The organism is Bacillus cereus group sp. MG9 (assembly GCF_040459995.1).
Classification (GTDB): Bacteria; Bacillota; Bacilli; order Bacillales; family Bacillaceae_G; genus Bacillus_A; species Bacillus_A mycoides.
The window spans coordinates 2,905,192-2,920,641 of record NZ_JARVHC010000001.1 but is presented as its reverse complement, the minus strand read 5'-3'; the positions used below and the strand labels follow the sequence as shown (position 1 = coordinate 2,920,641).

Genomic DNA, 15,450 nt, shown 5'->3' with positions numbered 1-15,450 from the left:
TTAACAATGTGAAGCGTTTGATACCACAACTTTTTTAATGAATATCATGCTTCGTCTCTGAGAATATTTCAATAGACAGGAAATGATGTAAACGTAATACCAAAGTATCTTAATCTGCAAAACAAATAACAATAAGAGTTATGAAGTTATTTCGAGATAATAAAATGCGAAACGGACAAACTCAATTATTCATGAATTTGTCCGTTTATCTTTTAGTGGAAACAGGGGAGTATGTAAACCACATGTGCATAAAGTGTAAAGCTGTTTAAAGATTTGTGTATTCAGCTAATCTGGTCTTTTTTGCAGTTGTTACTTTTTAGTTTGACCGGATAGTTCAACAGACTTTTGCGTACAACGCTGCATAGCTGAAATGATGGCTGTTCGTAAGCCTTTTTCCTCTAATGTTGCTACAGCTTCTATAGTTGTTCCGCCAGGGGAACAAACCATATCTTTCAATTCACCTGGATGTATGCCTGTTTCTAGTACCATTTTTGCAGAGCCTAACACAGCTTGAGCTGCGAATTTATATGCTTGATTTCTTGGCATACCATCTAATACAGCTGCATCTGCCATTGCTTCTATAATCATATATACATATGCTGGTGAAGAACCACTTACAGATGTTACAACATCCATTAATTTTTCACTTACGATCTCCGTTTGACCAAAACTATTGAAAAGGATTAATACATCTTCTAAATCTTTTTCTGTCACCATTTCATTAGGACATAGCGCAGACATTCCTTCTCCAACAAGAGCAGGTGTATTAGGCATTACTCGTACAACCTTCAACTTTTTATCAAAAGCATCTTCAGTACTTTTAATGCTTTTTCCTGCAGCGATCGTTACGACGATAACATCGTTTTTTATCACTTCTTTTATTTCGTTAATTATTGATGCGTATAGGTCTGGTTTAATTGATAAAATTAAAATATCAGCATTTTTAGCTACTTCATTGTTGTCAGTTGTTATAGTTAGTCCATATTTTTCACTAGCATTTTTTAAATTCGTAGTGTTTAAATCTGAACAAATGATTTTATTTGAAGACACTATATTTTTGTTTATCATCCCGCCAATCATAGCCATTCCCATATTTCCGCATCCGATGAATCCAATTTGTTTGTTCATAATAACTCAATCTGGCTCCTTTTATCATAAATTATATCGGTTTCAAATTATTATTCTAAAATAACAATAACATCCAAGTGCAATATAAAGAAACATTCTAAGAGAATACGTTCTTTTTTGCAATACAAAAAATAAAGAAATCAATTTTATTCTGTACTAAACAAGTGCATTCTCAATTATTTAATATTTTATGTTATTTACTATTTGGTAACGTTTAAAAGCATGTTGGAGAATAGGTATAGTTATATCAACTTTTTCTAGATATGGTGATATTCATAAGTGTGTACATAATTTCATACTTAAAGCTTGTCGCTCTATTCATTTTGCAAAATACCTCTTGACACAAAAACGAAATATATAGCATAATATAAAAAATCAAATGGAAAATCGTTGAAGGGAAATAGTACATATGTCTTCTTACGAAAGAGAGTGGAATTCACCGGCTGAAAGATTCCTCGTATAGAATGTATCGAACCTATCCCCGAGTCTTAAATGAAAGTTTAGGCGTACGCCTGCGTTATAGGCGCCAAGTGGATATCTATGTATATCAATTAAGGTGGTACCGCGGAACAATGACCGTTTCGTCCTTTTTATTTTATTAAGGGCGAAGCGGTCATTTTTATTTTGCCTTTTAGTACTATAGGTGCAGCATTGATGAGGATAGACATAGCTGCAAACTGTATAAATAAAAGTGTAATTTATCCCGCATTAACGGGCAGTAAAACTCCCACCTCAAAATTCAGGTGGAGCAAAGAAGGTAGGTGGGAGATCAACTGCCCATAAATGCCCGATTGGTTCAACTAATAATCAGTGGGGGGATGAACAAAACCCCCACTGATTAAAGTTTCACTTTATAAAAACTTTGATTTTAGACTTGGGGGATAAAAAAGTGAAAAAACAACGAATTGTTGTAAAGATTGGGAGCAGTTCCTTGGCAGCAAGTCATGGAGGCATCTCTAAAGAACAACTTTCAGATCACGTTGCTGCATTGGCACGATTGAAAGAGGAAGGGCATGAAGTTTTACTAATTACATCCGGGGCAGTCGCTGCAGGTTTTTCTGCTCTAGGGTATCCTAGCAGACCTGTGACAATTAAAGGGAAACAGGCTGCTGCAGCTGTCGGGCAAAGTTTATTAATGCAGGCATACACGGAGGAATTCCGTAAATATGGTATCGTTACTGCACAACTTTTACTAACGAGAAGTGATTTTTCTAGAAAAGAACAATACAGTAACGCTTACGCTACTTTAGGAGAGCTACTAAACCGTTCTGCTCTTCCTATAATCAATGAAAATGATTCCATTTCTTTAGAAGAGCTAACGTTCGGTGATAATGATATGCTGTCAGCTTTAGTAAGCGGACTTGTTTCGGCAGATATGCTCATGATTTTTACAGATGTGAACGGTTTATATGACCAAAATCCTCAGAAAAATGCGGATGCGAAAAAATATCATTTCCTTCCTGAGGTAACGGAAGAAATTGCTTCTCTTGCAGGAGATGCTGGCTCAAAACTTGGGACTGGCGGTATGAAATCAAAAATCGATGCTGCAAAGACGGCACTATCTCTTGGAGTGAGTGTATTTATCGGAACGGGATGTGGACAGGAGAAGTTTTTAGATGTTATGAAGGGCAAAGGTGATGGAACATATATCGGGAATGCTCCTCAAAAAGTGATTAAGATGAACAAGCAATGGATCGCCTTGCATTCGCTTGTTAGCGGACAAATTGAAGTAGATGCGGGGGCAGCCACTGCCATCATTCAACATGGAAAGAGTTTACTTCCTGCTGGTGTTACTAGTGTGTCTGGATTTTTCCAAGTGGATGAAGTCGTGGAAGTAATTACGCAACAAGGGCGCGTAATAGGAAAAGGACAATGCACATATAGCGCAGAGGAACTAAGGAATTTAAAAGGTATGCAAAGCCAAGATATTCAAGCAAGAGGCGAAAGGCATAATTATGAAGTCATCCATAGGGATCATTGGGTTTCATTTTAAGAATAGCGAGGGCAGAGTCCACTGCTCAAATTCTTTAATTCCATAGGCGGGAAACAATTAGTTGGTGGAGATAAACGGGTCTTGAATTTTTACTTATTAACTTTTTAAAAGGAGGAAATAAAAATGAATGAAGTGGTGGCAAAGGGGAAAAAGGCGAAAGAAATTGCTAGAGAACTTGTACTTAAATCTACAAATCAAAAAAACGAAGCACTTGCTGCGATTGCTGATCAGATGATAGTAGAAACAGCTTATATTTTAGAGGAAAACAAACGGGATATTGAAGAAGGGAAGGCAAAAGGATTTTCCGATTCTCTTCTTGATCGTCTTATGCTCAATGAACAGCGTATTATTGATATGGCAGAGGGGATTAAGCAGTTAATTGAATTACGCGATCCTGTTGGAGAATGTGTAAGTGCATGGGAGCGACCAAATGGATTATCTATTCAGGAAATGCGTGTACCACTTGGTGTTGTCGGAATGATTTACGAGGCAAGACCGAATGTAACGGTAGATGCTGCTACAATTTGTTTGAAAACAGGAAACGCAGTCATATTACGTGGTAGTTCTTCTGCTATCAATTCTAACAAAGCCATCGTTAGCGTTATTCACCGAGCGCTCAAACAAACAAGCTTGCCTCCAGAAAGTGTACAGCTCATAGAAGATACAACGCGAGATAGTGCAAAGCAGTTGTTTACATTGAATGAGTACTTAGATGTTCTTATCCCAAGAGGCGGCAAGCAGTTAATAGATACTGTAGTGAGAGAAGCATCTGTTCCAGTACTTGAAACAGGTGCGGGAAATTGTCATATTTTCATTGATGAAACAGCGGATAAACAAATGGCATTTGATATTATTATAAACGCAAAAACGCAGCGTCCATCTGTATGTAATGCAATAGAAACGATTGTACTTCATGAGAAGTGGGCGCAGCAATTTGGTAGCGAGCTGTTTTCTTCTTTGAAGGAAAGAGGCGTGGAGCTACGTGGAGATAGTAAATCATTGGCAATTGATTCTTCTATTGCATTAGCTTCAGAAGAAGATTGGGAAACAGAGTTTTTATCTCTCACACTGGCAGTTAAAGTGGTTTCCACTACAGAAGAAGCGATTCATCATATAAATACGTATGGATCCATGCATTCCGAAGCGATTATTACAGAGAACGAGGAAAACGTCAGTAAGTTTTTCACATCTGTTGATGCCGCAGCACTCTACCATAATGCATCGACTCGTTTTACAGATGGATCTGAATTCGGATTCGGTGCAGAAATTGGCATTAGTACACAAAAGCTACACGTAAGGGGACCAATGGGGCTACCTGCATTAACTTCTACAAAATATGTGATTCGTGGAAATGGTCAGATTCGAAGATAAAAGACACGCAATTAGTTTTATATATGAGTAAGGACAGTAAGGGACGATGTTCCTAATGTCCTTTTTTTATGCATAATTTTAGATTGGTAATAAAAGGTAGTTTAAGGAACTTACCTAAAAAATGAATGCTTAGCTTAGTAAAAGGTCGTGGATGAAGAAAACAAAAAACTAAAAAAGACAATGCCATTTTACTTGGTAAATTGTCAAAATTGTAGACGTAGTAAAGGAGGATCGGCGCATTTTGAAAAAACAAGCTAAGACAAAAATACAATAAGCTGCCCATATGGACAGCTTATTTACATAATTTTCGATATAGGAAGTTATTGTATTTAATTTATTCAATACTTATTATTGCTCTACAAGTAAATAACGTTAATTCATTGACCTTGCGATTTCTAGCATTTTTTCCTTTGGTAATCTTGTACTTTGCATTTCTACATATGTTCCAGCTTGTGTCCAACAGAGTAAACCACCTGTAATGAGTTCTCCATTCTTGTCCAGTGTTCCACTATTTCCCCATGCTGAAAAATAACCTTTATTTCCGTTAATCACAATTTGTTCAGCATGGGTGAAGTCTTTATCAGATAATGGAATTCTCCTACTCAAGTGAATAGCAACCATTAGCTTTGTATCCTTGCTATCCATATAATGTAGGCTTATCCAAGGAGATGTTTTTGTATCTAATGTCCAATCATCTGGAATCTTTTTTGGAGATAAAATAGTGAAATTAACTTTTTTCTGTATTTCTGGAATAGTAGTGCTGTTGTGATTATACTTAATTTCTTTAGCAATGATTGTCATTGGGTAACTAATTAAAAGTATTAAGGTAATGAATAAACGAAATGAAGCTATCAATTTATTACCTCGATTCTAATTTGATTTTCTGACAGGTAGTATTTCCAAACTATTATTTTTTATTAAATAACCTGTCTCTTTTGTTTAACGAGGAATCATGTATATTTCATACATATTCAGTTAACGTATCATTATCGGTAGAGAGGAAAAAGAAGGAACCCTATAAAGTAGTATTCAATTTTTTGGATGAATATAGAGCGACCTAAATAAAAGGAGCCTCTATCAAAAGTTACTTAGTAATTTTTGATAGAGGCTTTTAATTATAATACTTAATTGTAGTTATATATCTTTAACATATAGTGAGTGTCTTTTATTTTAAAGATTATTTACCATACAAAAAGCCCCACAAGCATAGCGCTTAATAAGGAAACAGCCATTCCGCTAACAAGAAGCTTCCAAACATTTTTACCGATTATTGATGATTTTTCCCCGCCAAATAAAGAATTGTATGTTCCATAAATCATACCTACTGTACTAAAGTTTGCAAAAGAAGCTAGAAATGTTGTGGCAACTGCAATTGTATGTGGTTGTAAAGACTTTAGGTTTGATTTTAAATCCATCATTGCAACAAATTCATTCGTTGTTATTTTTATCCCCATTAATTCAGCTACATACATAGCATCTTTTCCTGATAAACCAAGTAAAAAAGCGAAGGGACTAAAGATAATCGAGAAGATTTTTTGAATTGTTAAACCTGTTACAAAAAAGCTCAAAATACCATTTAAACATGCTGTTAAAGCTACATACCCAATTACCATCGCTAAAATAACAATAACCATATTCATCCCAACTAACATACTGTTTGAAATAGTAGAAAAGAAATCTTTTTTTTCATTTTTTGAAGGTGAATAAATAACATCCTCTTCTTTAGTAACTTCTACAGGATTTAAAACATTAGCCAAGATTAATGCATTAATACAGTTTAAAGGAATAGCGCTGAAAATATATGTTGCTGGAACCATTGATAGATAAGCACCAAGAATAGATCCGCTGACGCTACTCATACTCATAATTCCAAAAGTCAACAAACGATTTTCTTTTAACACAGATAATTGATCACGAACAACTGCAAGTGCTTCCGTATTTCCTAAAAACATCATTTGAATGGAAAAGAAGCTTTCTAACTTTGGTAAACGAGAAATCTTTGAAATGATTGCACCAACTTTATCAATAATCCAAGTTAAGATTCCAAAATACGAAAGAATATCAAAGAAAGTGATAACAAAAATGATAGGAAGTAAGGCGCTAAAGAAGAAATCAACTGTTTGATTTTCCATAGCTGAAGGAAATGCAAATCGAATTCCTTCATTCGCACATGATAGTAGCCAACTGAAAAATGACGCAATTTTATTAATGATAATACTGCCCAATTTCGTGCCTAACATAAACCACGTAATAAAAAGCTCCAATATTATTAGAATAACAATTGGTCTCCATTTTATTTTTCTTTTATTAGGCGAACATAGGAAAACGATTAATATTACAACGAAAATCCCTAACATATTTAATATGAAATGCATGTCAACAACTCCTTGAGGCTTATTATTTGTATATAAAAAAGCCCCTATTCTTCCAAATTTGGATTATGATCAGAAGTTATGAAGAATGTAAATTATGTTTGGGATTAATCTATTTCAATTTATGTACTAAAAATTAATGTTTTTTCGCTTTATAAAGGATATGTATTAATAATGTAAAGCAACAAAATAAATCTATTGGTAGAACGAAGGACAATTAATAGCTGCATCCATTTTTAAATTGTTTAGGTGAAATACCAGTATGTTTTTTAAAGACCTTTGTAAAATAACTTTGGTCATGGAAATTTAATAGTGTGGAGATTTCTGATATAGAATGTTTTGTATAGGTCATTAAGCTTTTTGACTCATCTATCTTAGCGCGCTGAATATATTCGCCTAATGAAATTCCAACCTCTTTTTTGAAAAGGGAAGATAGATAACTAGGATTTAATGCGACTATTTCTGCTAGATGGGATAGTGTAATATCTTCGTAAAGATGAGTAAATATATAATTTTGACATATGTTTATAGGCTTTAAATGTTTTTGCATTTTCCCGTTTTTAACTCGTTCTGAGAACTCAAGTAAAGCATTCTCTAAAAATGGGGAAATGGCTTCACTTTTTTTTATTTCTTCGAGTTTTTGAATTAATAAATCACTGAGGGTATATGCAATTTCAGGAAATAGTCCGCCATCTATAGCCGACCTTGTCGCAAGTGTAATTGCTGCGATAGCAGAATTTTTCTGGCTTCGTAGGTGGCTTGTTTTTGACAACACCCCAAGATCTCCTGATTCAGGTAATTTTTTTAGATTTTTAATTAAATCATCCTTTTTTCCTTCTTTAATACACTCAAATATTTTCCTTTCAACTAGTGGATCGATATGAGTTAGTGTACTTTGACGTTGCTCCGATATATGTATAGCGGGCTGTTCAATTTCAAAATCATCCTTTTTTAACAGTATATTTTTTTGCAAAATATCAGCAATGTCTAATTTTTGTTGATACAGCATGTAATAAAGAACCATGCTTATATTTAAAAATTGCAAATTGCTTAAAACAGGGAGAGATTGATAATAGCGAATCATTTCCTCTTTGTCTATTTTTAGTTGAAGATCATTAACGATTCCTTTAATTGAGGTTTCTGATAACCTGGAATAAAGGACTGGTCCAACGAGGATATTCCCGCTAAGTTGATCGTTTAAACGTAAGTTAATTGAGAAAAAATTTTCAAGAAAGGCAGTCTCTTCAAGTACCGGAAAAGTATATGGTGGATTTCCCCTAAATAGTTGATTAAATAACGCCTCTTTTGAAGAATACAAAGGGTTATGCTGAATATTGGACGAGATTTCAAATGCCAAATCCCCTTTGTTATCAATGAAAAAGATAGGTGTTTTATGTATGTCAAAGACCAACTTACAAATATAATATAAATCTTCAAGTTTGGAGCAATTCATTATTTTAACCTCTATTCTTTAAACATTAGCCTATATATGTACAAGTTAAAATCCTCTCCTAAGCAAAGGTTTTAAAATAAGAGCGAAAGAGAGTACGGTATAACCATAAATATAATCAACTAAAATTTTTACCATTATTCTAAAAAACATACCATAACATCTAAAAAATAATAACTATAATAACATTAAGAAAGCGTTTACTTAATTATTTTTTAGGAGGGCTATCATGAAAAGGGATATTAAGAAAATCATTTCACAAATGACATTAGAAGAAAAGGCAAGTCTATGTTCTGGATTAGACTTTTGGAATACAAAAGGGATTGAGCGATTAGGAATTCCTTCAATTATGGTAACTGATGGACCACACGGCCTTAGAAAACAGGCAGAGGGAGCAGATCACTTAGGGATTTATAACAGTATTCCAGCGACTTGTTTCCCTTCAGCAGTAGGGTTAGCTAGTACATGGAATAAAGAATTAATAAAACAAGTAGGAGTTGCATTAGGAGAAGAATGTCAGGCTGAACATGTAGGTGTTCTCCTTGGACCAGGTGCAAACATAAAACGTTCGCCGCTATGCGGAAGAAACTTTGAATATTTTTCAGAGGACCCATATTTATCATCACAAATGGCTGCAAACCATGTTAAAGGCGTACAAAGTCAAGGGGTTGGAACGTCATTAAAACATTTCGCTGCTAATAATCAGGAGCATCGCAGAATGTCTGTAGATGCAATTGTTGATGAAAGAACATTGCGTGAAATCTATCTTGCTAGCTTTGAAGATGTTATTAAGGAAGCACAGCCTTGGACAGTAATGAGCGCTTACAACAAAGTGAATGGTGAATACGCTTCGGAAAATAACTATTTATTAAATGATATTTTAAAAGATGAATGGGGATTTGAAGGTTTTGTCGTTTCTGATTGGGGTGCAATAAATGAGCGTGTTGCAAGTTTAGCTAACGGTTTGGAGTTAGAAATGCCTTCAAGCTTTGGAATTGGTGAGAAGAAAATTGTCGACGCAGTTAACTGTGGTAAGCTATCTGTAGAAAAGCTTGATCAAGCGGCAGAGCGTCTTCTTTACATTATTTTTAAAGCTTATGATAACCAATTAGAAAACGCTGCGTATAGTAAGGACGCGCATCATCAGCTTGCAAGAGAAGTTGCAAGTGAAAGTATGGTTATGTTACAAAATGAAGCTTCCATTCTTCCGCTGAAAAAAGAGGGAACGGTAGCAGTAATTGGAGGATTTGCAAAGCAACCACGTTTTCAAGGCGGCGGAAGTTCTCATATTAATCCAACAAAGCTTGAAAGTATTCTTGAAGAAATTGAAACTGTATCAGGTGAAAAAACGAACATATTATTTGCCCAAGGCTATGACATTGCAAGTGATGATGTAAATGAAAGCATGGTTAATGAAGCAAAAAAAATAGCAGAGCGAGCAGATACAGCGGTCCTTTTCGTTGGACTTCCAGATCGTTATGAATCTGAAGGCTTTGATCGAAAACATTTACAAATGCCAGAAAATCATGTGCAATTAATTGAGGCTATCGCTGAAGTTCAAAGTAATATCGTTGTAGTTTTAAGTAACGGTGCTCCAATTGAAATGCCGTGGATAGGTAAAGTAAAAGGAATACTTGAAGGCTATTTAGGTGGCCAAGCATTAGGCGGGGCGATTGCCGATATATTATTTGGTGATGCGAATCCAAGCGGGAAATTAGCGGAAACATTCCCGAAAGTGTTAAGCGATAATCCTTCTTACTTAAACTTCCCTGGTGAAGGGGACAAAGTGGAATACAAAGAAGGTGTGTTCGTCGGATACCGTTACTACGATGCGAAAAATATTGAACCGTTGTTCCCATTTGGTTTTGGATTAAGCTATACAAATTTTGAGTATAGTAATCTTTCAATAAATAAGAAAGAGATAACGGATACGGACACTGTTTCTATCAGTATGAACGTGAAAAATACTGGTAGTAGAGCAGGGAAAGAAATTGTTCAGCTTTATATAAAAGATGTTGAAAGCAGTATGACTCGTCCTGAAAAAGAGCTAAAAGGATTTGAAAAAGTAGAATTGCAACCGGGAGAAGAAAAAACGGTTAGCTTTACTTTAAATAAAAGATCATTTGCTTATTATAATGTTGAATTAAAGGACTGGCATGTTGAAACAGGTGAATTTGAGATTTTAGTAGGAAAGTCTTCAAAAGAGATCGTTTTACATGATAGCATGTATGTTCAATCAACGACTATAACTCAAAAACCAGTGCATTGTAATACGTTACTTGGGGACATATTTACGGACCCAATCTTAGCACCAATCGCAAAAGGGCTTATGGAAAAAGCATTAAAAGACAGTCCGTTTGGTAGTATGACTGAAGGGGATAGTGATGCATCTGAAATGATGGACGCTATGCTGAACTATATGCCATTACGAGCATTAGTGAACTTTAGCGCAGGTGCTTTTACAGAAGAAATGTTAAGTGAAATAATTGGGATATTGAACGATGCGCAGATGAATTGATAAGCGGCGAATGCGAGGAAGTTAGGCGGGAGATAATGGCCCGGAAATGCCTAATTAAAGTTTTACTTTATCCATTGAACATTCTTTGTTGAATATTAATTAAGCTTAATAATTCATTGCAGGATGTTTCTCCAGCACGCAAAAAGGCAAATGAGAGTTAGAATCTCATTTGCTTTTTTTGTACTTATTTTGCTAAATGAAGAATCATATGCTTATCTATCATCTTTAATCGTTGCTTATAAATATGAACGATGAGATGGCCATGAACCTTGGAGTTTACGAAGTTGTATAATTTGACCTGTATGATATGCATCGTGCAATAGGATATTCATATATTGTTGCCAAACTGGTAGAGACGGACTTGGTTGATCCAGTTCTGCTTCTTGAAGGGATGTTAATGAAGATTGTAAGGCATCATGTACTTGGAGCGTTCGCTTCACTGTTTGTTGCCAAGCACCATCATCATTAGGTCCACCTTGGACAAAAGTGTCATCATTATTTTGTGGAGCAACAAATGTGTCATCCTGATGTAAGCGGGAAAGTAAGCGCTCTTTAAAGATTAGTAAATGGTTTGCATTTTCCCAAATCGTATTACTGGCCGTTCCTTCTGGGTGCCAACATGCTTGTGCAGCAGTAAGATTCTTTAACGCTTCTGATATCGGTGGGTACCATTCTTCTTCGTAAAAAACTTGCTTGACTCCATTTTGTAATATTTCTTTTTTACTCATTCGTATAGCCTCCTTAACTATGAGATAGACCAACAACAAGTGTTAGAGAAATTAGAAACGTACCTACTTATCATCTGATTGATGTTTGGAAGTTTTTAAAAGAACAATACGGCGCCGTTGTAGTAATTGCAGAAATAAACTTATGCTTTCAAAATCATTTTTATAAACGTAATAAATTCTCCTTTCTCTTCAATAAACCTGCCTCATAGTTGAACAAGAAAATTAACTGCAGCTTAAATTTAAAAACTTGTAGCAATATAAAGTTTCAGAGAGTTTTAAAATTCTAAAAAGTTAGAAGGTATAATTCGATGGATATAGAATTTAATACATAGCAAATAAGGAGGGGATAAAATGGAAGTCTTTCACGTGACGAGTAGAAAAAGGGAAACATACAACGTTCAAATGAAGTATTCGATACTTTTCGAATGCGCACTTGGCATTGCGGCAATTACTCATAAGAGGTTAATTGACACGCTTGAAAAATCTCAAAGCGAATGGGAAGAAATTAGACAATCTTTATCACATGAAATGATAGAGCATTTACAATTTGTTGAGAAGCATAATACGTGGAAAGCGTTGCTACAGTTACTGTATGATGGAGATTTTACGGATTTATCTCAGTTTGTTCACAATATCAATTCGTTATCGGAAGTAGATTTTAAATATGTGTGCTTACCGTTTTTAGGAGAAATGCATCAAGGAAAAAGACGTTTAGCAGCAAATGGAGACGTAACTGCAATACATGAATTAAAGGAACTGGCACATGATCACCAGTTTTTCTCTACTTATATTGGCTTTATATGTGATGCAGATGTACAAGAACTAAAGGGTCATTTAATCGCGGTTATGACAGGATGGTATGAGGGTGTTATTAAGAAAGAAGAGGAGCAACTGCTCTCTATATTAAAGCGAGATTATGAAGCGAAAAATGAAATGAATAAAAAGATGAAACCGGAAGAGTTTGTCGAGTGGGCTACAGGTGGCGTTACATATATGCCAGAGCCAAGTGTGCATCACGTACTTCTTATCCCGCAAATTACATACAGACCGTGGAACATAGAAGCTGATATTGAAGATACGAAAGTGTTTCATTATCCGGTCGCAAATGAAAGTATACATCCGGAAGATCCGTATGAACCGAGTTATTTTTTAGTTCATAAACATAAGGCGCTCGGGGATGAAGCGAGATTACGAATTGTAAAAATGTTGTTTGAAAAAGAACGTACATTGCAAGAAATAACGGAAAGATTACAACTAGGAAAATCGACAGTACATCATCATTTGAAATTGTTACGTTCAGCAAAGTTAGTAGATATTCATGACGGAAAATATGTATTGAGAAAGAAAGCAGTACAGTCGTTAGCGAAAGAATTAGATGCATTTTTGAATAGATAATATACAACGGGAATGTACATAAAGGGAGGAATTTAATAAAAAAGTTGGTGAGCTATAGTGAATAGTGTATTGAAAAATCGTTCATTCTTTTTTATGTGGATTGGCAGTGCAATTTCAGAATTAGGCGGGGCTTTCGGGACGTTATGTAATTCAATTCTCGTTTATGAATTAACAGGATCAAAAACAGCATTAAGTAGCATGTGGTTACTATATTTTATCCCGTCACTCATACTGCAACTTATAAGCGGGCCATATATTGATAAATGGAGCAGAAAGTGGATTATGATTTTTTCGCAATGGATGCGGGCCTCTGTTTTCTTACTGCCTTTAGTAATGCTAGTTACTAACAGTGTAGAAGTATGGCACATTTACGTTGTTCAAATTATAGTAGGGCTCATTACGCCGCTGTATACACCCGCTAGTCAAGCGATTACACCGAGCATTGTAAGTAAAGAGCAGCTTCAAGATGCAAATGCATATATAGATGGAATGAATCGTCTTATGATGTTTCTAGCGCCAGTATTAGGTGGTATCGTCATTCATTTTATTGGAATGAAGCTTACATTATTTTTTGTGTGCGTTTGTCTATTTATAAGTGGAGGATTATTACTTTTCATTACAGAAAAGAGGATAAAGCAAGAACTTCGAAAAACGTGGCTAGAGCAGTTTCTTCACGGCTTTACATATTTTTTCACAAAACCAGTTATCGTTTGGCTTGGTATCTTTCTAACATTCGTTCAATTTGGAGTAGGAGTAACGATGGTTACGAATCTTCCTTATATTAAAGATGAACTATCGGCAGGGTATGCTGAATACGGTTATTTTATGGCAGGATTCCCACTTGGCTATGTAGTTGGTTCCATATTAGTTGGGAAAGTGAAGTATAGAAGCCGTAGATTACTTATGCTTGGAGGATTATTCGTAGGGGGCCTTCCTTACATTTCACTAGGTTTAAATAATAGTATTATTATTGCGATTGTAATCGAGGTAATTGCTGGTATATGTATTGCATTTTTCAATGTTCATAACACGACGATATGCCAACAAACTGTCCCAAGTAATATGATAGGAAAAGTATTTTCAGTGCGATTATTTTTCATACGATCGGCAATGCCATTAGGTGTGTTATTAGGGGGAATACTGAGTGAAATGTGGGGAGTGAGAGTACTATACTTTATCATTGGCTCGATTATATGTGTCACTTCTTTAATAGGAATATTGCTTCCGTATTTCAAATTTTTAGATGAGGCGATTGAGGAGAAGTCAGCATAATTCTAAAGATTTGAAACTTTATAATTGAAAACAATTATCATAATCAATTATAATAGAAGAATACTAGTATTCGTATTACAAAGAGGGAGTGGAATATATGTTTATCGAAACGAAGACATTTACAGTAAAAGAAGGTACATCTAATATAGTTGTAGAGCGTTTCACAGGAGAAGGCATTATTGAAAAATTTGAAGGATTCATCGACTTAAGTGTTCTCGTTAAAAAAGTAAGACGCGGAGACGAAGAAGTTGTAGTTATGATTCGCTGGGAATCGGAAGAAGCATGGAAGAACTGGGAAACGAGTGAAGAGCACTTAGCTGGACATAGAGCGGGCCGCGGTAAGCCAAAACCAGATCATATCATTAAGGTTGAGCACGGAGTTTATTATGTGAAATCATCGAAATCGGCTTATCAACAGTCGTAAAAATACATTTGTTTAATTATATTCTTTCGAATAAATAACCATCTATCTGCTTACTGATAGATGGTTATTTATATTGAATAAAGAGAATGATTCGCATGTGATGTAAGAATAATTAACGGATAAGTTAAAACTAGAAATGTTATAATATAAACTCGATCAGTGAGTAAGATTAGGAGGAACAATAATGGTTCAATCGATAGTTCATATCGCATTAGTAGTAAAAGACTATGATGAGGCAATAGAATTTTATACAAAGAAACTAAATTTCACATTAGTTGAAGATATTTATCAGCCAGAAGAAAACAAACGGTGGGTAGTGGTATCTCCTCCAGGTTCAGTCGGCACAACAATATTACTAGCCAGGGCATCTAAACCTGAGCAAGAGCCCTTTATTGGTAACCAATCAGGCGGTAGAGTATTTCTTTTCTTAAATACTGACGATTTTTGGAGAGATTATAATGAAATGATTTCAAGAGGAATAGAATTTGTGAGAGAGCCGAAAGAGCAATCATACGGAATTGTTGCAGTATTTAAGGACTTATACGGGAATTTATGGGATCTACTGCAACTAAAGGATGATCACCCAATTGCACAAAGAATTAATAGAAAGCAATGCGACTAAGCATTTCACAAGTATGTGAAAATAAAATAGAGCTCGGTATGTAAAATTAGCAGTGTGTATAATGGAAATGTATGAGAAAAAATATAATTCAATATCGTTTAAAAGGTGTTTGCTTATTTTAGAAACTGAGAAATATCGATCTATTCTTATAAGAATAGATCGATAACTTGGAGGATA

At 35.1% G+C, this 15,450-nt stretch carries 12 protein-coding genes and 1 other annotated feature; of the genes, 7 read left to right on the top strand and 5 right to left on the bottom strand.

Annotation, left to right across the window (positions count from 1 at the left end):
- Positions 1 to 309: 309 nt before the first annotated feature.
- Positions 310 to 1,128 (bottom strand): pyrroline-5-carboxylate reductase, encoded by an 819-nt coding sequence (gene proC / locus QCI77_RS14965; protein ID WP_113769242.1) that lies wholly within the window; start codon positions 1,126 to 1,128, stop codon positions 310 to 312.
- A gap of 381 nt (positions 1,129 to 1,509) precedes the next feature.
- Positions 1,510 to 1,720 (top strand) — a binding site (T-box leader).
- Between the two features lie 297 nt (positions 1,721 to 2,017).
- Here proC and proB point away from each other — a divergent pair.
- A complete protein-coding gene (proB, locus tag QCI77_RS14960; protein WP_353825147.1) occupies positions 2,018 to 3,121 on the top strand; it encodes a glutamate 5-kinase in 1,104 nt (367 codons plus the stop codon).
- A 123-nt stretch (positions 3,122 to 3,244) separates the two neighbouring features.
- Positions 3,245 to 4,492, top strand: a complete 1,248-nt coding sequence (locus QCI77_RS14955; RefSeq protein WP_340813427.1) for a glutamate-5-semialdehyde dehydrogenase — start codon at positions 3,245 to 3,247, stop codon at positions 4,490 to 4,492.
- Positions 4,493 to 4,864: 372 nt separating this feature from the next.
- Here the strand turns inward: QCI77_RS14955 and QCI77_RS14950 are convergent, their stop codons facing one another.
- From QCI77_RS14950 to QCI77_RS14940, 3 genes are all read right to left on the bottom strand, one after another.
- Positions 4,865 to 5,347, bottom strand: a complete 483-nt coding sequence (locus tag QCI77_RS14950; protein ID WP_002142282.1) for a DUF4367 domain-containing protein — start codon at positions 5,345 to 5,347, stop codon at positions 4,865 to 4,867.
- Positions 5,348 to 5,673: 326 nt separating this feature from the next.
- Positions 5,674 to 6,867: a NupC/NupG family nucleoside CNT transporter gene (locus QCI77_RS14945; RefSeq protein WP_113735796.1), complete on the bottom strand. Its 1,194-nt coding sequence runs from the start codon at positions 6,865 to 6,867 to the stop codon at positions 5,674 to 5,676.
- Positions 6,868 to 7,081: 214 nt separating this feature from the next.
- A complete protein-coding gene (locus QCI77_RS14940) occupies positions 7,082 to 8,317 on the bottom strand; it encodes a helix-turn-helix domain-containing protein (protein WP_353825146.1) in 1,236 nt (411 codons plus the stop codon).
- Between the two features lie 226 nt (positions 8,318 to 8,543).
- Here QCI77_RS14940 and QCI77_RS14935 point away from each other — a divergent pair, with 226 nt between their 5' ends.
- Entirely contained in the window at positions 8,544 to 10,832 is a 2,289-nt protein-coding gene (locus tag QCI77_RS14935; protein ID WP_353825145.1) for a glycoside hydrolase family 3 C-terminal domain-containing protein, read from the top strand.
- A 236-nt stretch (positions 10,833 to 11,068) separates the two neighbouring features.
- Here the strand turns inward: QCI77_RS14935 and QCI77_RS14930 are convergent, their stop codons facing one another.
- Positions 11,069 to 11,560, bottom strand: a complete 492-nt coding sequence (locus tag QCI77_RS14930) for a DinB family protein (RefSeq protein ID WP_113709971.1) — start codon at positions 11,558 to 11,560, stop codon at positions 11,069 to 11,071.
- A 351-nt stretch (positions 11,561 to 11,911) separates the two neighbouring features.
- On the opposite strand from QCI77_RS14930, the gene QCI77_RS14925 reads away from it, so the two are divergent.
- From QCI77_RS14925 to QCI77_RS14910, 4 genes are all read left to right on the top strand, one after another.
- Positions 11,912 to 12,955: an ArsR/SmtB family transcription factor gene (locus QCI77_RS14925; RefSeq protein WP_215589811.1), complete on the top strand. Its 1,044-nt coding sequence runs from the start codon at positions 11,912 to 11,914 to the stop codon at positions 12,953 to 12,955.
- Between the two features lie 57 nt (positions 12,956 to 13,012).
- Positions 13,013 to 14,227: an MFS transporter gene (locus QCI77_RS14920; protein ID WP_353825144.1), complete on the top strand. Its 1,215-nt coding sequence runs from the start codon at positions 13,013 to 13,015 to the stop codon at positions 14,225 to 14,227.
- A gap of 97 nt (positions 14,228 to 14,324) precedes the next feature.
- Positions 14,325 to 14,651 carry a heme-degrading monooxygenase HmoA gene (gene hmoA / locus QCI77_RS14915; protein ID WP_000469495.1) on the top strand — a complete coding sequence of 109 codons (327 nt, stop codon included), beginning with the start codon at positions 14,325 to 14,327 and terminating at the stop codon, positions 14,649 to 14,651.
- Positions 14,652 to 14,835: 184 nt separating this feature from the next.
- A complete protein-coding gene (locus QCI77_RS14910; RefSeq protein WP_000250787.1) occupies positions 14,836 to 15,273 on the top strand; it encodes a VOC family protein in 438 nt (145 codons plus the stop codon).
- Positions 15,274 to 15,450 lie beyond the last annotated feature (177 nt).